The sequence below is a fragment of the Turicibacter sp. H121 genome (genome assembly GCF_001543345.1).
Taxonomy (GTDB): Bacteria; Bacillota_I; Bacilli_A; order MOL361; family Turicibacteraceae; genus Turicibacter; species Turicibacter bilis.
Map to the genome: position 1 here is coordinate 1,991,226 of NZ_CP013476.1, position 20,899 is coordinate 2,012,124.

At 36.2% G+C, this 20,899-nt stretch carries 19 protein-coding genes; 18 read left to right on the forward strand and 1 reads right to left on the reverse strand.

Translation table 11 applies throughout. From position 1 onward, the window contains the following. The first annotated feature begins 139 nt into the window (after positions 1-139). The 9 genes from AT726_RS09520 (at position 140) to AT726_RS09555 (ending at position 12,789) form a co-directional block, all read left to right on the forward strand. Entirely contained in the window at positions 140-487 is a 348-nt protein-coding gene (locus tag AT726_RS09520; protein ID WP_237297075.1) for a hypothetical protein, read from the forward strand. A gap of 388 nt (positions 488-875) precedes the next feature. After that, positions 876-1,019 carry a hypothetical protein gene (locus tag AT726_RS12870; protein ID WP_156344110.1) on the forward strand — a complete coding sequence of 48 codons (144 nt, stop codon included), beginning with the start codon at positions 876-878 and terminating at the stop codon, positions 1,017-1,019. A gap of 176 nt (positions 1,020-1,195) precedes the next feature. Then, positions 1,196-1,705, forward strand: coding sequence for an ATP-binding protein (locus AT726_RS09525; RefSeq protein ID WP_237297077.1), 510 nt, complete (start codon positions 1,196-1,198; stop codon positions 1,703-1,705). A 23-nt stretch (positions 1,706-1,728) separates the two neighbouring features. Further along, the gene (locus tag AT726_RS09530) at positions 1,729-2,097 is read left to right on the forward strand and encodes a (2Fe-2S) ferredoxin domain-containing protein (protein WP_055243145.1); all 369 of its coding nucleotides are present in this window, start codon (positions 1,729-1,731) and stop codon (positions 2,095-2,097) included. A gap of 27 nt (positions 2,098-2,124) precedes the next feature. After that, a complete protein-coding gene (gene nuoF, locus AT726_RS09535) occupies positions 2,125-3,945 on the forward strand; it encodes an NADH-quinone oxidoreductase subunit NuoF (protein WP_055275696.1) in 1,821 nt (606 codons plus the stop codon). Positions 3,946-3,956: 11 nt separating this feature from the next. Next, a complete protein-coding gene (locus AT726_RS09540; protein WP_068759472.1) occupies positions 3,957-5,714 on the forward strand; it encodes an NADH-dependent [FeFe] hydrogenase, group A6 in 1,758 nt (585 codons plus the stop codon). A 514-nt stretch (positions 5,715-6,228) separates the two neighbouring features. Then, complete coding sequence (nifJ, locus tag AT726_RS09545; RefSeq protein ID WP_068759473.1) at positions 6,229-9,804, forward strand: pyruvate:ferredoxin (flavodoxin) oxidoreductase; 3,576 nt, start codon at positions 6,229-6,231, stop codon at positions 9,802-9,804. A 324-nt stretch (positions 9,805-10,128) separates the two neighbouring features. Continuing rightward, on the forward strand, positions 10,129-11,394 hold the full coding sequence (locus tag AT726_RS09550; RefSeq protein WP_068759474.1) for a glucose-1-phosphate adenylyltransferase: 1,266 nt from the start codon (positions 10,129-10,131) through the stop codon (positions 11,392-11,394). Positions 11,395-11,397: 3 nt separating this feature from the next. After that, on the forward strand, positions 11,398-12,789 hold the full coding sequence (locus tag AT726_RS09555) for a glycogen synthase (protein WP_055277641.1): 1,392 nt from the start codon (positions 11,398-11,400) through the stop codon (positions 12,787-12,789). Positions 12,790-13,000: 211 nt separating this feature from the next. Here the strand turns inward: AT726_RS09555 and AT726_RS09560 are convergent, their stop codons facing one another. Next, the gene (locus tag AT726_RS09560) at positions 13,001-13,228 is read right to left on the reverse strand and encodes a hypothetical protein (RefSeq protein WP_158508546.1); all 228 of its coding nucleotides are present in this window, start codon (positions 13,226-13,228) and stop codon (positions 13,001-13,003) included. Between the two features lie 188 nt (positions 13,229-13,416). On the opposite strand from AT726_RS09560, the gene folE reads away from it, so the two are divergent. The 9 genes from folE (at position 13,417) to AT726_RS09600 (ending at position 20,870) form a co-directional block, all read left to right on the forward strand. Beyond that, positions 13,417-13,980: a GTP cyclohydrolase I FolE gene (folE, locus tag AT726_RS09565; protein ID WP_068759476.1), complete on the forward strand. Its 564-nt coding sequence runs from the start codon at positions 13,417-13,419 to the stop codon at positions 13,978-13,980. A gap of 11 nt (positions 13,981-13,991) precedes the next feature. Continuing rightward, on the forward strand, positions 13,992-15,143 hold the full coding sequence (gene aroC, locus AT726_RS09570; protein WP_068759477.1) for a chorismate synthase: 1,152 nt from the start codon (positions 13,992-13,994) through the stop codon (positions 15,141-15,143). Beyond that, positions 15,143-16,222 (forward strand): 3-dehydroquinate synthase, encoded by a 1,080-nt coding sequence (gene aroB, locus AT726_RS09575; RefSeq protein WP_068759478.1) that lies wholly within the window; start codon positions 15,143-15,145, stop codon positions 16,220-16,222. Before aroC ends, aroB begins: the two co-directional genes overlap by 1 nt. Then, positions 16,213-17,484, forward strand: coding sequence for a 3-phosphoshikimate 1-carboxyvinyltransferase (gene aroA, locus AT726_RS09580; protein WP_055277637.1), 1,272 nt, complete (start codon positions 16,213-16,215; stop codon positions 17,482-17,484). The genes aroB and aroA overlap by 10 nt, the downstream gene beginning before the upstream one ends. Positions 17,485-17,495: 11 nt before the next feature. Then, positions 17,496-18,746, forward strand: coding sequence for a tetratricopeptide repeat protein (locus AT726_RS09585; protein WP_055243123.1), 1,251 nt, complete (start codon positions 17,496-17,498; stop codon positions 18,744-18,746). Between the two features lie 101 nt (positions 18,747-18,847). Further along, positions 18,848-19,576, forward strand: coding sequence for a zinc metallopeptidase (locus tag AT726_RS09590; RefSeq protein WP_055243121.1), 729 nt, complete (start codon positions 18,848-18,850; stop codon positions 19,574-19,576). 121 nt (positions 19,577-19,697) lie between these two features. Next, positions 19,698-19,823 (forward strand): RNA polymerase sigma factor, encoded by a 126-nt coding sequence (locus AT726_RS13625; RefSeq protein ID WP_411039935.1) that lies wholly within the window; start codon positions 19,698-19,700, stop codon positions 19,821-19,823. Between the two features lie 4 nt (positions 19,824-19,827). After that, entirely contained in the window at positions 19,828-20,166 is a 339-nt protein-coding gene (locus AT726_RS09595; RefSeq protein ID WP_411039937.1) for an RNA polymerase sigma factor, read from the forward strand. Further along, a complete protein-coding gene (locus AT726_RS09600; protein WP_068759479.1) occupies positions 20,163-20,870 on the forward strand; it encodes a zf-HC2 domain-containing protein in 708 nt (235 codons plus the stop codon). The genes AT726_RS09595 and AT726_RS09600 overlap by 4 nt, the downstream gene beginning before the upstream one ends. The last annotated feature ends 29 nt before the right edge of the window (positions 20,871-20,899 follow it).

Here is a 20,899-nt window from a genome sequence, read left to right on the forward strand (position 1 = left end):
TTAGATATTAATTATTTACTTTTGTTGAGCGGGAAACCACCAAGTCCAATCATGTTAGAGTTAGCGGGAAAAATAAGACGTTGCTAGAGGGTTAATACATGATACATCAAGTATTTGAGCCATTACATGGTCTTAAATCATGCAGAAAGAGATGATGAGTGTGAAGTTTAATGAAATCTTATATGACTCACGATTTCGAGTCCTAAGTAAGGGAGTTAATTTACATTCGGTAACGGTATCCGGCTTATATGTGGGGGATTTATTGAGTTTTGTCATAGCTAAAGCGAAACCAGGCCAAATATGGCTAACGATTCAAGCCCATCCTAATGTGATTGCTGTTGCTTCGTTAATTAATTTGAGTGCTGTCATTGTCGTTGACGGGGTAGACATTCCACAGGAAACAATCGATGTGGCAAATGAAAGAGGAGTTATTTTAATTTCATCCGTTCTAGATGCGGTTGACCTCGTCAAGTTAATCGAGGTATAAGCGTTTATTATGACTTACATATTTACTTCATCTTATCACCTTGTGCTGATGATTTTATGATACCTAATGATATTGTTTTAATGTGAAGTTTGAAACAGCTAGATATAATCGCGTTGACTCATCATAATAGCACAAGAAATTGACGAGTAGTTTCCAAGGTAGATGAAGAGGTTGGGGTCCTATTTATTCCTGGGATTGAAATTGAAACGATAGAAGGTGTTGATTTATTGAGCTATTTTAAGTCATTAGAGATAGCTGATTATTTTGGAATATTGATTGAATCCCATTTAAATTTAATGAAAAGTAATGAAGAGTTATTTGGACATCAGTGGTGGATCAATCATCACAATGAGGTAATTGAGAGTTTCCATGGTTACTCATTTAATTAATGAATTTGACCTGTGAAGATGTCATTTTCCAGGTTCATCGATTAGGTGGTATGGTTGTTGTGGCACATCTCAATAAGTTAGCTTATAATAGTTTGATTAAGTTAGGATTTATTCCAGGAGCATTAATGATTGATGGAATTTAATTAATTTCTTAATTTATGAATGGGGAGATAGGCAGGTTTCACCAGAGCTTTCATATATCCTTATCTAATGAACCCCTTTATTATTTGGAAGTTTCAAAGCGTAACCGATTATTTTCTGATGATTTAAAGAGGGAGACCAAATGAGGGACTTATCGTTATATATTCTGGATTTAACGATGAACTCGATACGAGCGCAGGCTACATTGGTTGAAATGAATGTGATTGAGCTCAAACAAAAAAGTCTCCTGATGATAAAGGTTAAAGATAATGGACAGGGGATGTCAGAAGAAATGATCGATCGAGTCAGAGATCCCTTTTTTACAACGCGGGCGACTCGTAAGGTTGGGTTGGGGATTCCTCTACTTACGGCAATGGCTAGTCGATGTGAGGGGGAAGTTTTCATTGATTCGAAGATAGGTGTGGGAACAACGGTAACGTTGAAAATAAGATTAGATCATATTGATCGACCACCCTTTGGCGATATTCATAACACATTAATTTCGCTAATCTATTTAGAACCCATCATTGATTTTAATTACACTCATCGAAGTGAGGAGTGTGAATATCAATTTAAGACACAGTCTATTAAGCAAGTAATTGGAGAAGTTCCAATTAATCATTCAGCTATTATAGAGTGGATGAAAAAAGAGTTAGAAGCGGGAGATTTTTCTTTTACATCTTATTAAGGATGATTAGGAGGGGGTTTATTTTGAAGACGTTAAAAGAGTTAGAACAGATTCGTGAACAAACTTTGAAAAATTTACAGTTAAGAAATCAAGAGCATTCAAAGTTAAGAGTTGTCGTCGGGATGGGAACATGCGGAATTTCGGCTGGTGCACGATCTGTCTTAAATACATTAATTCAAGAGGTGAATAACTGTCATTTAGAAGAGGTAATGATTACTCAAACGGGCTGTGTTGGCATGTGTGCGTATGAACCAATATTTGAGGTATATGATGAATCGGAGAAAACGACCTATGTTCATATGACGCCTGAAAAAACGAGACGTGTCGTATTAGAACATTTAGTGAATGGAAATGTCGTATCTGAATTTACTATTGATGCAAGCTTAAATTAATACTTTTAAACAAAAGGAGGGGGATTCATGTCATATTATCGTTCACACGTCTTGATTTGTGGGGGAACGGGCTGTACATCTTCTAAATCAAGAGAAATTAAAAAGGAATTGGAGTTACAGTTAGAGCGACTAGGGCTTGAGCAGGAAGTTCAAGTGGTGATGACTGGATGTTTTGGCTTATGTGAAGCGGGACCGATTATGATTGTCTATCCAGAAGGAACTTTTTACTCAAAAGTTCAAGTAAGTGATGCAAAGAGAATTGCAGAGGAACATCTTTTAAAAGGACGAATCATTAAAGACTTATTATTTAAAGAAGCCATTGAAGATGGGGAGATTAAATCAGTTAATGAAGTAGAGTTTTATGCTAAACAAACGCGATTAGCTTTACGAAATTGTGGAAAAATTAATCCTGAAAATATTGATGAATATATTGCGCATGATGGATATATGGCATTAGCTAAAGTCTTAACTGAAATGAAACCTGAAGAGGTCATTTCAGAAGTGAAAAAGTCCGGACTTCGTGGTCGCGGAGGCGGAGGTTTTACAACTGGATTAAAGTGGGAATTTACGTATAAGTCAAAGAGTGATAAAAAATATGTCGCTTGTAATGCCGATGAGGGAGATCCAGGTGCTTTTATGGATCGTTCGATTCTTGAAGGAGATCCTCATGCTGTTTTAGAAGCTATGACAATTGCTGGTTATGCCATTGGGGCAGATACAGGATATATTTATGTTCGTGCAGAATACCCGATTGCTGTTAAGCGTTTGAGCATTGCCATTAAGCAAGCTCATGACTATGGATTGTTAGGAGAAAATATCTTTAATACAGGATTTGATTTTGATATTGAATTACGTTTAGGAGCAGGAGCTTTTGTCTGTGGAGAAGAAACAGCTTTAATTGAGTCGATTGAAGGGAAACGAGGGATGCCACGTCCACGTCCACCATTTCCAGCTGTTAAAGGGGTATGGGAAAAACCGACTTTATTAAATAATGTTGAAACGTATGCTAATATCCCACAAATTATCTTAAAAGGTGGAGATTGGTTTTCTAGTATTGGGACTGAGCGTTCAAAAGGAACGAAAGTATTTGCCTTAGGTGGGAAAATTAATAATACTGGATTAGTTGAGATTCCGATGGGAACGACTCTAAAAGAAGTGATTTATGGTATTGGTGGAGGAATTCCAAATGGTAAGAAATTTAAAGCTGCTCAAACTGGAGGACCTTCAGGTGGTTGTTTAACAGAAGAATATTTAGATACAGAAATTGATTTCGATAATCTAGTGGCACTTGGTTCAATGATGGGATCAGGTGGAATGATTATTATGGATGAAGATAACTGCATGGTTGATATTGCACGCTTTTATTTAGATTTTACATGTGATGAATCATGTGGGAAATGTACACCTTGTCGTGAAGGAACAAAGCGTATGATGGGAATTTTGAATAAGATTACAGAAGGAAAAGGTGAACTTTCGGACTTAGATGAATTAGAACAATTGGCAGATTACATTAAAGCTAATTCATTATGTGGTTTAGGTCAGACAGCACCCAATCCAGTTTTATCAACAATGCATCATTTTAAAGATGAATACTTGGCCCATGTTATTGATAAACGTTGTCCAGCTGGTGTTTGTTCAAAGTTATTAGAGTACTATATCACTGAAAAATGTATTGGGTGTGGAATGTGTGCTAAATCTTGTCCGGCTGCATGTATTAAGCCAATTGGAGAAGTCGTAAATGCCAAAACCGGCCGACGTCGTCATGTGATTAATAAAGTCGATTGTATTAAGTGTGGGGCATGTATGGCAACTTGTCCGACTAAAATTAGTGCGATTATTAAGCGATAGGAGGAGGAAAGATGGGAGTAGTTCATATTACCTTAAATGGGATGCCATATGTTGTTCCAGATACATATACGATTTTAGAAGCAGCACGGGAAGTGGGAATTAAAATTCCAACACTTTGCTTTTTAAAAGATTTAAATGAGACGGGAGCATGTCGTGTTTGTGTTGTGGAAGTCAAAGGTGCTCGGTCATTAGTTACAGCATGTAATATGAAAGTTAGTGAGGGAATGGAAATCTTAACTCATTCTAAGCGAATTTTAAATGCGAGAAAGACAACGGTTGAATTATTACTTGCGAACCATAATATTGAATGTACAACGTGTAATCGTAATCATAATTGTGAATTGAAACAACTTTCAAATGATTTAAACTGTAAGAGTGATCGATTTGAAGGAGAGCGTCGTGAGACAATTTATCGTGATGATTCTTACTCAATTGTACGTGATACATCAAAGTGTATTTTATGTGGACGTTGTATCGCTGCTTGTCGTGAAAAAGCAGGAGTTGAAGTGTTAGCATTTAATCAACGCGGATTTAAGACATATATTGGGCCAGCATTTGAAATGGGTATGGATCAGGCTGGATGTATCCATTGTGGACAATGTGTGAATTCTTGTCCAACAGCTGCTTTATCGGAACATTCAAATATTGAAGAAGTCATTCAAGCGATTAATGATCCAAATAAAATTGTCGTCTTTCAGGTGGCGCCTGCTGTACGTGCAGCACTTGGTGAAGAATTTGGATTACCATTTGGGACACGAGTAAATGGTAAAATCGCAGCTTCACTTCGACGTATTGGTGGGCCAACGTGTAAAGTGTTTGATACGAACTTTGGTGCAGATTTAACTATTATGGAAGAAGCTTATGAGTTGATTGAACGTATTAATAAGGATGGAGTACTTCCGATGATCACCTCTTGCTCACCAGGTTGGATTCGATTAGTGGAGCAATATCGACCAGAAATAATTCCGAATTTATCGTCATGTAAATCTCCTCAGCAAATGTTTGGTGCAATTTTAAAATCTTACTGGGCAGAGAAAAATAGTGTTAATCCAACTACTATTTACTGTGTGTCAGTTATGCCTTGTATTGCCAAAAAATCAGAGTTAAAACGAGAAGAGATGAACGTGAATGGCATTCAAGATGTAGATGCTTCAATTACAACACGTGAATTGGCAAGAATGATTCGGATGTATGGGTTAGATTTTGTTAATTTACCAGATGAAGACTTTGATCATCCATTGGGTGAATATAGTGGAGCAGGAACTATTTTTGGGGCAACAGGCGGTGTAATGGAAGCTGCCTTGAGAACCGCTGCAGATGTTTTAAGTGGCCAATCGCTGGATGCGATTGAATATGAAGCTGTTCGAGGTGTAGCTAGTTTAAAAGAAGCAACGATTCAAATAGGTGAGTTAAGTTTGAACGTTGCGGTCGTTCATGGAGGAAAACAGGCACTTGATATTGTGGATCAAATTTTAAGTGGTGAAAAAAAATATCATTTTGTCGAAGTGATGGGATGTAGTGGTGGTTGTGTTGCAGGTGGTGGACAACCTCATGTTCCCGCTTATTTATATAATTCAGGTTTAGATATTCGTGCTGAACGTGCTAAAGCTCTTTATGAAGATGATGAAGCAAGACAAATTCGTAAATCTCATGAAAATCCTGTCATTAAAGCTATGTATGAAGAGTATCTTGGTACGCCAAATAGTCATAAAGCTCATCAATTATTACATACAACCTATCATAAAAAAGACGTGTATAGCTCACAATAATACTTGAATCTTCTTCATTAAAAAATTAGGCTCATCACCAAAATAGTTTCTTGATTTTTTTAAAATATTTTCTCATTTCAAATGATGTTTAAATTATACGGGGACTAGTTAATTTTAAGAATTGAGTGAATAGTTTCAATAGAAAGAAATTGTCAAACCCCATTTCTTTTGAAGATTCAAAAATTAAGAATAAAGATAAAATGGTTATAATGTTTAAAAATAAAAGCAAATGTCTTTGAGACTTTAAAAAGATTAGGTATACTGATAAAGTAGCAATCAAAAATGACCTAATTTAATAAGTTTAAATTAAAAGATTATAAAGTTAGGCTAATTGATATTAAGATTATCTATACCTTTTAATAGAAGGGATAGGGGTAAAATTACAATTTGATTATAATGTTAAAAATTGCTAAAAATAGTTATAAAAGCATTTTACTATTATTGTTCCAATGAATGAGGTATAGTATAATGAAGATATTTCTATTTATACGATTTAATTAGGGAGGTTAATGTTATGTCTAAAGTGTTCCAGTCAATGGACGGATGTCAGGCAGCAGCGTATGTTTCTTACGCATTTACAGAAGTAGCAGGGATTTATCCAATTACGCCTTCGACTCCGATGGCAGAATATACAGACTTATGGGCTTCACAAGGTAAGAAAAATTTATTTGGAGCACCAGTAAAATTAGTTGAGATGCAATCTGAAGCAGGAGCTGCTGGGACAGTTCACGGTTCTTTACAAGCGGGTGCATTAACAACAACTTATACTGCATCACAAGGGTTATTATTAAAAGCACCTAACATGTATAAAATTGCTGGAGAATTATTACCAGGTGTTATTCACGTATCTGCACGTGCGCTTGCGGCACAATCATTATCAATCTTTGGTGATCACCAAGATATTTATGCAGCACGTCAAACTGGATTTGCTATGTTAGCAACGAGCTCAGTACAAGAAGTTATGGACTTAGGTGGGGTAGCTCACTTAGCTGCAATTAAATCAAGTGTTCCATTCTTACACTTCTTCGATGGATTCCGTACATCACATGAAATTCAAAAAGTAGAAGTAATGGATTATGAAGATTTAGGAAAATTATTAGATTACGATAAAGTACGTGAGTTCCGTGCACGTGCAATTAATCCAAATCACCCAGTAACAAAAGGGTCAGCACAAAATGATGATGTTTACTTCCAAACACGCGAAGTTCAAAATAAATACTTTGATGCAGTACCTGCAATTGTAGCAGACTACATGGAAAAAATTACTGAAATCACAGGGCGTGAATACAAACCATTCATGTACTATGGTGCAGAAGATGCAACTGAAATCATCGTTGCAATGGGATCAATCACAGAAACAATTAAAGAAACCGTTGATTATTTAATTAAAAATGAAGGACGTAAAGTAGGGGTTATCACTGTTCACTTATATCGTCCATTCAGCTCAGAATACTTCTTCAACGTATTACCATCAACAGTAGAACGTATCGCTGTATTAGACCGTACAAAAGAACCAGGAGCAACTAGTGAGCCATTATGCTTAGATATTCGCTCTATCTTCCACGGTCGTGAAAATGCACCGAAAATCATAGGTGGACGCTTCGGATTATCATCAAAAGATACAACACCATCTCATATTGTTGCTGTTTATGATAACTTAGCTGGGGAAATGAAAGATGACTTTACAGTAGGTATCGTCGATGACGTAACATTCAAATCATTACCTGTAAATAATGAGGTAATGGTTTTAGGAGATGATGTAACAGAAGCATTATTCTTCGGATTAGGATCTGATGGAACAATCGGAGCTAATAAAAACACAATCAAAATCATCGGTGAAAATACTGATTTATATGCACAAGCTTACTTTGCATACGATTCTAAAAAATCAGGTGGTTTAACACGTTCTAACTTACGTTTCGGTAAGGATGTTATCCGTGCACCATACTTAGTATCAACACCAAGCTTCGTATCATGTTCAATGGATACATATATTGGTAAATACGATATGATTAGCGGTTTACGTCAAGGAGGAACATTCTTATTAAATACTGTTCACTCAGCAGAGGAAATTGTTAACCATATGCCAAATAGCTTCAAAAAGCAATTAGCAGAGAAAAATGCTAAGTTCTATATCATTGATGCCGTAACTTTAGCTAAAGAAATTGGATTAGGACGTCGTACTAATACAATTATGCAATCTGCATTCTTCAAATTAAATGAGCAAATCATGCCATATGAACGTGCTCAAGAATTAATGAAAAAATACGTGGAGAAATTATATTCACGTAAAGGAGAAGCAATTATCGCAATGAACTTTGCTGCTATTGATAAAGGAGCTGAAGGTTTAATTGAGGTAACTGTTGATCCAGCATGGGCCAACTTAACACCAGAAGAAGCACATGTTAAAGAAGGCCGCCCTCACTTTGTTGAAACAATCGCTGATGTAATCAACCATAGTAAAGGTGACGCATTACCAGTATCAGCATTCGTAGACTATGCAGATGGAACAATGCCAAATGGTACGGCTGCGTATGAAAAACGTGGAATTGCTAACTTTGTACCAAAATGGATTGAAGAAAACTGTATCCAATGTAACCAATGTGCTTACGTATGTCCTCATGCAGTTATCCGTCCATTCTTAGTAACAGAAGCTGAGAAGGAGCAAGCTCCAGAAGGAACACGTACATTAAAAGCAATTGGTAAAGGATTAGATGGATTAGAATATTGTATCCAAGTATCAACATTAGACTGTACAGGATGTGAAGTATGTGCGCATATCTGTCCAGGTAAAAAAGGAAACAAAGCATTAGTTATGGTTCCAATTAGTGAAGAATTAGAAGCAGGACAAGTCGATCGTGCTGAATACTTCTTCAACAACGTCACATACAAAGATGATTTAATGCCAAAAACAACAGTTAAAGGTTCACAATTTGCTCAACCATTATTCGAATTCTCAGGAGCATGTGCTGGATGTGGGGAAACTCCATACATCACATTATTAACTCGTTTATTCGGAGATCGTATGACAATTGCCAATGCAACTGGATGTTCATCAATCTATGGGGCATCATTCCCAGCTACACCTTATACAAAAAATGCTGAAGGAAATGGACCAGCATGGGCAAACTCATTATTCGAAGATAATGCTGAGTTTGGATTCGGTATGCATATTGCAGCTGAAACATTACGTAACCGTATTGGATTATTAATGGAAGAAAATATGGATAAAGTTGAGGCTGAATTATCTGAATTATTCACTAAATGGTTAGAAAACCGTTATAGTGGAGAAGTAACAAAAGCATTAGCACCTCAATTAGAAGTTGCCATTGCAAATTCTTCAAATGAAGCAGTTAAAGAAATTTTAGACTTAAAAGATTACATCGTTAAACAGTCTAACTGGATTATCGGTGGAGACGGATGGGCTTATGACATCGGATACGGTGGATTAGACCACGTTATCGCTAATAATGAAGATGTTAATATCTTAGTATTAGATACTGAGGTTTACTCAAATACAGGTGGACAATCATCTAAATCTTCACGTGCTGCATCAATCGCTAAGTTTACAGCAGCAGGTAAGAGTGGTAAAAAGAAAGACTTAGCAGCAATCGCAATGTCTTATGGACACGTCTATGTTGCTCAAGTTTCTCATGGTGCAAATCAAGCACAAGTTATTAAAGCAATGATGGAAGCTGAAAAACACCAAGGTCCATCTATCGTTATCGCATACTCACCATGTATCGCTCACGGTATTAAAGGTGGATTAGCAAACTCAATGAGCCAAGCTAAATTAGCGACTGAATGTGGATACTGGCCAACATACCGCTTCGATCCTAAATTATTAGAAGAAGGTAAAAACCCATTACAAATGGATTCTAAAGCACCAAACTGGGATAAATACCGAGACTTCTTAATGAGTGAAGCTCGTTATGCTCAAGTTACAAAAATTAACCCAGAGCATGCTGAAGAATTATTAGAAGCAAATCGTCGTGACTCACAACGTCGTTTCCGTCAATTACAACGTATGGCTGCATTAGATTTCTCTGATGAAGTAGAAGTTTTAGAAGAAAAAGAATCAGCAGAATAATTTTTAAAAAAGCTTATCGGATTTATCCGATAAGCTTTTTTTATTGATATGTGATGTGAAATAGCTTGAAAAAACAACTAATAATAACTCGACACAACATAACAAAAAGTGTCAAATCGTTTTAGAAATAATAGAAACTGGGCTTAAATAACGCTTACGCATGGGGTGTTGTGTAACGGGTTACGATAAATCATAATTTTTGTGAACTATATGACAAAAGATGATAAAAATACCAAATATCCCGTGATAGTATTAGGGTGTTCAAAAGTGTTGAACAAAATAAATCAATATACAGCTTAAAAGATAGAAGTGGGGGATTTTGGGATGAAAACTTTAGCTATGATTTTAGCAGGTGGACGTGGATCACGTCTAGACATTTTATCACTTGGAAGAGCCAAGCCGAGTGTGCCTTTCGCAGGGAAATTTAGAATTATCGATTTCGTATTGAGTAATTGCTCAAATTCAGGAATATACGATATTGGAATTTTAACTCAATATTTACCATTATCATTAAATGAACACATCGGATTAGGTCAAGCATGGGATTTTGATCGTAAAAATACGGGAGTAACGTTATTACAACCATGTGAAGGTCATTCATCAGATCAATGGTATACAGGAACAGCGGATGCGATTTTACAAAATATTAGTTATATTAAACGTAAGAATCCGGACAACGTTTTAATTTTATCAGGGGATCATATTTATAAAATGGATTATCGTCCATTAATCCAACAACATATTGAGAAAGGTGCAGATGTAACAGTTTGTGCTCAAGAAGTTGAGTGGAGTGAAGCGTCTCGCTTTGGAATTTTAACAGATGATGAAAATGGACGTATTGTAGAATTCGCTGAGAAACCAGCAGAGCCTAAGAGTAATCTAGCATCGATGGGGATTTATGTGTTTAAAACGGATGTATTAATTAATACGTTACAACATCTTAAAAAGGTTGGTTTAGATTTTGGAAGTGATGTTATTCCTCATTTAATTGAGAATGGACATGTTTATTCTTACCGCTTCCGTGATTACTGGAAAGATGTTGGAACATACGAGTCGTATTTAGAGGCTAATTTAGAATTAACAACAACAGTCGATAAAATTCAATTAGATATGTATGATAAAGATTGGGTTATTCATACGAAAAGTGAAGAAAAACCAACTGCTAAATTTGGTTCAAAGGCTCAAGTTTGTCAAAGCTTGATATCAAATGGTTCAATTATTGCCGGATCTGTGACTAAATGCGTAGTAAGTCCAGGTGTTCATATTCATCCAAATGCTATTGTTCGTAATAGTATTATTATGAATGATACCATCATTGAAGAGGGATGTGTCATTGATGGAGCTATTATTGATAAAAACTGTGTTATTGGTAAAGGAAGTATCATTGGGCGTGGAGCTAATGTTTGTCCAAATCAAGAAAAACCAAAAGTATTATCAAGTGGATTAAATGTTATTGGTAAAGGGGTACATATTCCTGAGGGAACAATTATTGAACGTAATGTTCGTATTTTTCCGCATGTTGCTGAGACAGACTTTAGTGACAAAATTATAGCTTGTGGTAGCACGGTTTATCCTGCAAAGGAGGCTTAAACCGTGAAGATTGCATTTGTTTCATCTGAAGTTTATCCATTTATTAAAACAGGAGGGCTAGCTGATGTAGCTTATGCCCTTCCAAAAGCACTAGTTAAACAAGGCCATGATGTTCGTGTTATTTTACCAGGTTATAAACAAATCCCTGAGGGAATGTTAAAAGGTGCATATTGGGTAACCAATGTTGAGGTTATGGGCAAACTATTTTGGATTAATTGTGTTGAGTTAGAGGGGGTTAAATATTACTTAATATTTGAACCACTTTTTTCAAACCGACATTCTATTTATGAGTGTGAAGATCGCGATTATCAATTTGCTATGTTCTGTGAAGTTACCCTGCGCTTATTAAAGAATATTAATTTTCAGCCAAATATTATTCATACGAATGATTGGCAGACGGGGTTAATTCCATTTTTTATGGATCAGCGTTATTATGCCGATCCGTTTTATTACAATACTAAAACAGTTTATACGATTCATAACTTACGTTTCCAAGGACAATTCACTTCACATGCCGTTCGCCATTTAGGCTATCGATTTGATGATATAAATATTAACTATATGCAGTTAGGGATTCAATATGCAAATAAGGTGACAACGGTTAGTGAGACATATGCTAAAGAAATTTTAACGGATTTCTATGGGGAAAATTTAAATCATATTTTAAGTATGCGTCAATCTGATTTGAGTGGAATTGTTAATGGAATTGATACTGATATCTTTAATCCAGCGGTTGACACAGCACTTGTTTCACCTTACACCGAAGAGACATTAGAATTGAAACTTAAAAATAAAGAAGAATTACAGAGACGTTTTAATTTAGAAATCAATGCTGATATTCCGTTGATTGGAATTGTCACACGATTAGATTCACAAAAAGGATTAGACTTAATTACTTGTGTTTTAGAAGAGTTATTAATTTACGATAATATTCAATTTTTCTTGCTCGGATCTGGAGAGGCAAAGTATGAACAGTATTTCCAATGGATTCGAGATAAGTATCCGAAACAGGTGGGGATTTATTTAGGATATAATGGAAAACTTGCAAACTTAGTTTATGGTGCAAGTGATATGTTCTTAATGCCATCATTATATGAGCCATGTGGTTTATCACAGTTAATATCACTGCGATACGGAACAGTTCCGATTGTTCGTGAAACAGGTGGATTAAATGATACGGTTCATTCCTATAATGAAGCTACTGGTGAAGGAAATGGATTTAGCTTTACCAATTATAATGCGCATGATATGTTATATACCATTCGTCGAGCATTAGATTATTATCATCATAACAAAGAAGTTTGGCATCAATTAATGGTGACAGGAATGACTGGAGATTACTCTTGGGAGCATTCGGCTCATCGTTATGTTGAACTCTACCAATCTATGTTTTAATACGACATTAAAAGCATAAAAGCAATCTATCTTGCTTTTATGCTTTTTTGTTACTTTTTTGATAACTTTAGGCATTTAGCAAAAACTAAAAAGTGGATGTGAAATATCTGTTTTTGCTTCTATATAAATAGCGAAATATAGTTCATATTCTAACAATCAGGCTTAGTACGCAAGTCTTTTTGATAGAAAGGCGAACTAGGGTAGCGATGGGTCACCTAGTGATTTCTGAAGAAATCCATTCCTTTACTGCTAGGACTGGGTCATCTGCCATTTTCGCAGAAAATGTATCCTCCATTGGCAGGGTTGGGTCACCTGCCATTTTCGCAGAAAATGTATCCTCCATTGGCAGGGCTGGGTCACCTGCCATTTTCGCAGAAAATGTATCCTCCATTGGCAGGGCTGGGTCACCTGCCATTTTCGCAGAAAATGTATCCTCCATTGGCAGGGCTTTAGTTTTTACGTTATGAAAAACTTATTGGGGGTTATATATAGTTGGTCAGAATTAATGAAATTTTAAGGGGTGAAGTCTGATACTCTAAATGTAAAATATTAATCATTTTCAATATAGATTATGGTAAAATAGCATATATACTTAAATGTCGAATGATTATGTAAAAAGGTGATAATATGTCAGTGGATAAAAATAAAATTGAAACGGCCGTAAGAATGATTTTAGAAGCCGTTGGAGAAAATCCAGATCGAGAAGGAATAGTTGATACACCAGCACGTGTAGCACGTATGTATGAGGAAGTTTTCGGTGGATTACATGAAGATCCTTCAAAACATTTACAAGTTTATTTCAGTGAAGAATATGATCAATATGTCTTAGTACAAGATATTGTCTTCCACTCAATGTGTGAACATCATTTATTACCGTTCTTTGGGAAAGTTCATGTGGCGTATTATCCTGAGAATAATGAGGTAGTGGGATTAAGTAAGATTGCTCGTGTAACAGAGGTTGTTTCACGTCGACCACAACTTCAGGAGCGTATGGGAAAACAAATTGGGGATACGATTGCTAATGCGATTAAATCAAAAGGTGTGATGGTTGTTATTGAAGCCGAGCATATGTGCATGGTAATGCGTGGCATTAAAAAACCGGGAGCTATGACCAAAACAATCTATAGCACTGGAATTTTTAAAGAAGATTTAGCAATGAGACAGGAAGTATTAAATTTAATTAAAGGATAGGAGTCATCGATATGCGTTATTTAAGTAGTGGAGAATCACATGGACCACAGCTAACAGCAATTATTGAAGGAGTCCCTGCAGGACTTACTTTAACAGCAGAGATGATTAATCAAGATTTAAGGATCCGTCAACAAGGATATGGACGTGGCGACCGTATGAAAATTGAAAGTGACCAAGTGCAGATTACAAGTGGTGTCCGTCATGGGGTTACGCTTGGATCCCCAATTACACTTGTCATTAAAAATAAGGATAATAAAAATTGGGGTCATGTCATGGCGATTGAGCCGATTGATGAGCATGATTATGAAATTAAAAAAGTGCCACGACCAGGCCATGCTGATTTAGTTGGGGCAATGAAATACGGGCATCGAGATTTAAGAAATGTTTTAGAACGTTCATCTGCACGCGAAACAGCGATTCGTGTTGCAGTTGGAGCCGTTGCTAAACGGATTTTAAAAGCGTTAGATATTGAGGTTATTTCTCATGTTTTACAAATTGGGAAAGTATCAGTAACGAATTATCCAACAACAATTTCAACTATTCAAGCTGCGATTGCTAATTCGCCTGTTCGTTGTGTTGATTCAGACCTTTCGATTCAAATGTGTCAACATATTGATGAAGCGAAACAGCAAGGTGATTCAGTCGGAGGGATTGTTCAAGTATTAGCTGAAAATGTACCGGCAGGTCTTGGTAGTTATGTTCAATTTGATCGAAAATTAGACGCTAAAATTGCCGCAGCCTTTATGGGGGTACAATCAGTTAAGGGGGTTTATTTTGGTGATGCGATGATGGCGAGTTCTCATTTTGGAAGTGAAGTCCATGATCAAATCTCATATGATCAAGGATTTACGCGAATGAGTAATCATTATGGTGGATTTGAAGGGGGTATGACGAATGGAATGCCAGTTGTGGTGCAGGCGATGATCAAACCAATTCCAACGTTATATCAGCCATTAAACTCGATTCATATTGATACGAAAGAAGTGGAGGAAAGTATGATTGAGCGCTCAGATAGTTGCGTGGTTCCCGCTGCGGGTGTCGTTTTAGAATCAGTTTTAGCCTTTGAACTAGCAAAGGAGATATTAGAAGAATTCCAATCTAACCAAATGTCATCTTTAATTAAAGCTGTAAAATGTCACCGTGAAGCAATGAGGGATTTTTAATGAAACAATTACAAGTTAAAACGCATCAAGGGGAGTATCCTATTTATATTGGTGATGGTTGTTTAAATGAGTTAACGCCATTCATCCAAAAAGCGACACAAGTAGTTGTCATTACAGATGAAACTGTCTATGAGTTACATTATCAAACGTTAGCGCATGTTTTATCAAAAGAGGCCTTAGTATATGTCATCAAACCAGGAGAAGCATCAAAAAGTTTCGAGGTGTATCATGCGATTCAAACGTTTCTGATTCAAAATCAAGTTGATCGTAAGGCGTTAATATTAGCCTTTGGTGGTGGAGTCGTCGGTGATCTAGCTGGATTTGTTGCCGCAACGTATATGCGTGGAATTGATTTTATTCAAGTTCCGACCACCTTACTGGCGCATGATAGTGCGGTCGGTGGAAAGGTCGCGATTAATCATGAGCTTGGAAAGAATTTAATTGGTGCCTTTTATCCACCGAAAGCTGTCATCTACGAATTGCCATTGTTAGCAACGTTATCGGATAAAGAGTGGAGAAGTGGGTTAGCAGAGATGGTGAAGCATGGTTTCATTTCAGATGAGGTACTATTGAAGACGTTAATGTCGTTTCATACATTAGACCCACTGCAGGAAGAAATCTTTGCTGCTTTACTAATGCAAAGTCTGATGGTTAAAAAGAATGTGGTTGAAATGGATGAGTTTGAAAAAGGAAGTCGTGCTTTTTTAAACTTTGGCCATACGTTTGGCCATGCGATTGAACTCGATGAGAAAAGCTTATCACACGGTGAAGCTGTCGCTATTGGGATTATATTTGCGCTATATTTAAGTAAGATAACATTTAAGATTGATTTAGCGATAGATGATTACATATCTTATTTAAAACAGCTTAACTTTCCGCTATTCTTAAAAGCAGATCGTGCAACACAATATATGAACTACATGTTACATGATAAAAAGAATGAACAACATCAGATCCGTTTTGTTTTATTAAAAGAGGTAGGCAATCCTGTTTTAGTAACATTTAGCGAAGAAGAATTAAAGCCAATGTTACAACAGTTTTTAAATGAAATGACAAAAGAGGTGAGAGTATGTCATTAAAGGGAAGTATTAAAGTAGCAGGAGATAAATCAATTACTCATCGTGCCATTATTTTTAGTAGTTTATCCAAAGGGACGACAAAAATTCACGAGCCATTACTAGGAGCAGACTGTATTAGTACGCTAGAAATTTTTAAACAATTTGGTGTGAAGTCTGAATTAAGCAAGGATTGTTTAATAATCACGAGCCCGGGGTTAGAGAGTTTTTGTTATGATCAGTCAATTTTAGATGCCGGAAATTCTGGAACAACCGCACGCTTATTGATGGGCGTACTATCCAACTTACCTGCTACATTAACGTTAATTGGTGATGAATCATTATCGAAGCGCCCAATGAAACGAGTGACTCTCCCTCTTTCACAAATGGGGGCTAATATTACGCTAGAAAATGATGCTACATTACCTGCTACAATTACTGGTCATCAGTTGACGGGAATTTCTTATGAGCTTCCCGTTGCAAGTGCCCAAGTGAAGTCTGCCATTATGTTAGCTGGGATGTTAGCTCAAGGTGTGACGACGATTCATGAACCAATTCCGACGCGTGATCATACGGAAAAAATGTTTGAGGATTTCCAAATTGCCTATAATAAAGTGAATCGAATGATTACGGTTCAAGGACCACAGATGCCGATCACACCAGGGGAAGTCTTTGTACCGGGTGATATTTCCTCTGCAGCGTTCTTTATCGTAGCGGCATTAATGGTTCCAGGTAGTGATGTGATGATTGAAAATGTCGGAATTAATGAGACACGTTCAGGAATTATTGATGTGATTCGAGCGATGAATGGAAAGATTACATTAGTCAATGAACGTTATTTTGGTGGTGAACCAGTCGCTGATCTTCATATTCAATACACGAAAGACTTAGTTGCCACGACGATTGAAGGCGATATGATTCCACGCTTAATTGATGAAATCCCTATTTTAGCGTTACTTGCCACACGTGCAAAAGGGATAACAGTCATTAAAGATGCTGAGGAGTTGAAGGTTAAAGAAACGAACCGTATTGATGTGACCGTCAACCAGCTAAAAGCAATTGGCGCCGAAATAAAAAGTACTGATGATGGAATGATCATCACAGGACAGCCGGAAGGTTCGTTTAATCAGGCGTCAGTCTCAAGTCATAAAGATCATCGAATTGCGATGATGCTCTGTGTGGCTTCGTTATTAATCGATGAACCACTCATTATTGAAGATGTTGAGTCAATGGAGATTTCATATCCAGACTTCTTAAAACATCTAAATGTGTTATTAGGAAATTAGAGGTGTTATAAATGTCAATTGAATATTTTATTGAGTTATATGAGAAAGGGCAACTGACAGAAGAGGCGATTGAGCAGATGCAACATTTTGCGTTTGATGCTAATGATGATGAAATCTTCATTATTGCTCAAATTTTCGCGGCGATTGCTCATGTCTCAAAAGCGATTGAGTTAGTTGAACCATTGTTAGTAAAATATCCAAATGAAGTCAACTTAAAAACATTCTTAGCGGATTTATATTTAGATTTAGCTGAGGATGAAAAAGCACTTGACTTATTAGCGGGTAGCGATGAAGAAACGAATGCGAGTGTTCTTTTACTCGAAGCAGATATGTACATCGCTCAAGGATTATTTGAAGTCGCTGAAGATAAGTTAAAGAAAGCTATATCACTCGAACCTCATAACGATTTAATTAAACTAGCTTATGCTGAGTTTTATCATCACATTGGAGAATTTGAAAAAGCATTAGATTTATACTTAGATTTAATTGAATGTGGATTAAACGCTGACATTAATGTGTATGACCGTTTAGCAACGTGCTACAGCCATATTGGAGAATTTGAGAAAGCATTAGAACAATTCGATTTATCAGAAAAATATTTTGGTAAGTTGAATACGGATCAACTTTTTAATAAAGGATTCCTTGCTTATCAAGTCGACGATTACTCATTAGCTAAGCGCGTGTTTCATGATTTAAAAGAATTAGATTCAAGCTATGATACAATTTATCCATTGTTAGCAAAAATCTATCTAAAAGAAGAAGATTATGAAAAAGCACTTGAAATGATTCAAGAAGGGATAACACATAATGAATTCAATGCCGAGTTACACTACTTAAAAGGATTGGCTTTAGAGAAATTAAAAGATTTAGAAGGGGCGCGCGATGCTTATTATGAGGCCTTAAACTTAGATCCAGAAGATTTAGAAGCAGCACTTCGTAGTAACCGTATTTGCTTAGTGTTAGAAGACTTTGAAGAAGTCGTTCAAAATATTCAACATTATGAAGAAAACGGATTATTTGATGACCGATTTGATTGGGATTTAGCGATTGCTTTCTTAGAATTAGAGGAGTATGATGAAGCGGCTTCATACTTTGAGAAAGCATTCGTCAACTATGGAGAAAATGTTGATTTCTTATTTGATTATGCGCAATTCTTAATGGAAGAAGGACGTCGTGAAGAGGCAGCGAAACAACTTGAGAAAATTTTAAATATTGATCCAAGTTTAACACCGGCTCGAGAGTTACTAGAGAATTTAATGTAAGAATTGTATAAAACTCAAAAAATGGTTTTTACAATCTGATGACAAAACCTTAAATGGTGTATAATACATCTTAAAGAAATTCTAGTAGAGGTGATTGAACAATGTTCTTATATTATGGTGGATATTACGGTGGATATGGGATGCGTTTCGATTCATCGTATTTAATTTATTTATTGATAGCATTAATCGTCCCGATGTTAGCCCAAGGTTATTTATCATCGACGTTTAACCAATACTTACGTGTTCGCGCTTCATCAGGTTTAACTGGAGCGGACGTGGCACGTCGTATCCTAGATCGAAATGGATTACAACATGTTCATTTGACAGAGGTTGGTGGTCGTTTGAGTGACCATTATGATCCAAGTCGTAAAACAGTTCGTTTATCACGTGATATTTATCATGGAACATCGATTGCTGCTTTAGCAGTTGCTGCTCATGAATGTGGACATGCGATTCAACATGCGAATGCCTATGCACCACTTCAATTCCGTTCAGCAATGTTTCCAGTCGTAAATTTTGCCAATAAGTTTGGTTACTTAGCCATTCTTTTAGGATTTATTTTTGGTGGTTCATCATTTTTATTACTTGGGATTATTTTAGTTGGCGTAACCGTGTTATTCCAAATTGTGACTTTACCTGTTGAGTTTAATGCATCAACTCGTGCAGTTGCTCAGTTATCAGAAATGAATATTTTATATGGTAACGAAGAAAAAGCAGGGGCACGTAAAGTGTTAACGGCGGCAGCATTAACGTATGTAGCGGGAGCTGTGGTGGCCATTGCCGAATTATTACGTTTAATCATGATTTTTAATTCACGCAATAACGATTAATTAAAAAGTCATCAAACTTAACGTTTGATGACTTTTTTTATGTTGTAGTAAAATAAAATTAGTAAAATTTTGTAACGAATGAATGGTTTGAAAGTCTTATAGATGGAAGCGAGGTGATGGGGTGACAGAGTTTGAGAAGATTTATGCGGAATATTTTCCAGATGTTTATAAGTATGTTTTATCATTATGTCATCACGAGGCAATGGCAGAAGATATTACGCAAGAGACTTTTTTTAAAGGCCATTAAAAATATTCATCGATTTAAGGGGGATTGTAAATTAAGAGTTTGGCTTTGCCATATTGCAAAGAATACGTATTTCACAAGTTATAAGAAGAGTAAACGAACTGAGCAATTGCCAGAAGAAATTGCGATGGAGAGCTTTGAATCTAAGCTGATTCATAAAGAAAAAACATTTGAAATTCATCGAGCTGTTCATCGATTAGAAGACCCCTATAAAGAAGTGTTTAATTTACGGTTATTTGGAGAGCTATCATTTGCTCAAATTGGGGAATTATTTGGAAAGTCAGAAAGTTGGGCACGAGTCACGTTTCATCGAGCTAAACTCAAAGTAAAGGAGGACTTAAAATGAGGATTAGTTGTCAAATCATTGAAGATTTATTACCTCTTTATGTCGATGGGGTCTGTCAGGAGGACACGAAAGCTTTTATGAAGGAGCATTTGCAAACATGTGTTAAGTGTTCAGTAGCTTTAGATCAAATGAAACAGGATGAGTTTAAAGTGATTAAATCAGTTAATATTGAAGAAGCACAAGTGCAGACATTACAATCATTACGACAAAAATTTATGAAAAATAAAATTACATTAATTTTGTTATCAGTCTTTAGCGCAATAGGAATTTGTATTGGAGGTTACTTTTTAATCTTCAGGTTAGAAGTTCCAATTCAGTATAATGAAAGGTTGATTGGAGTTCAAGCGATAGAAGATCGTATGATGGAGTTTAAATTTTTAGAAGATGACTTTTATAGATGCCATCATTTACAACGAACAGTAGAGATTGATGGACAGATGAAAAATATTCTTATGATTTACTACACGAATACAATTTGGACAAAGCTATCCCCTAAGCAACAATTCATTTCTGATAGTGAAAATCTATTTACTGTAGAAGAGCATCAAAATCTCAGTGGATGGACCGAAGCTAATTGGGAGAAAGTTTATATTAATGGTAAGATTGATGCGGTTTATTATATGGTAGCTAATTATAATCATTTATTTGATAAACCATTAGACTCTGTATTGGAAAAAGCAACATTACTTTGGGAGAGAGAATAAAAAAAGGCGACTGAAGTTTTTCAGTCGCT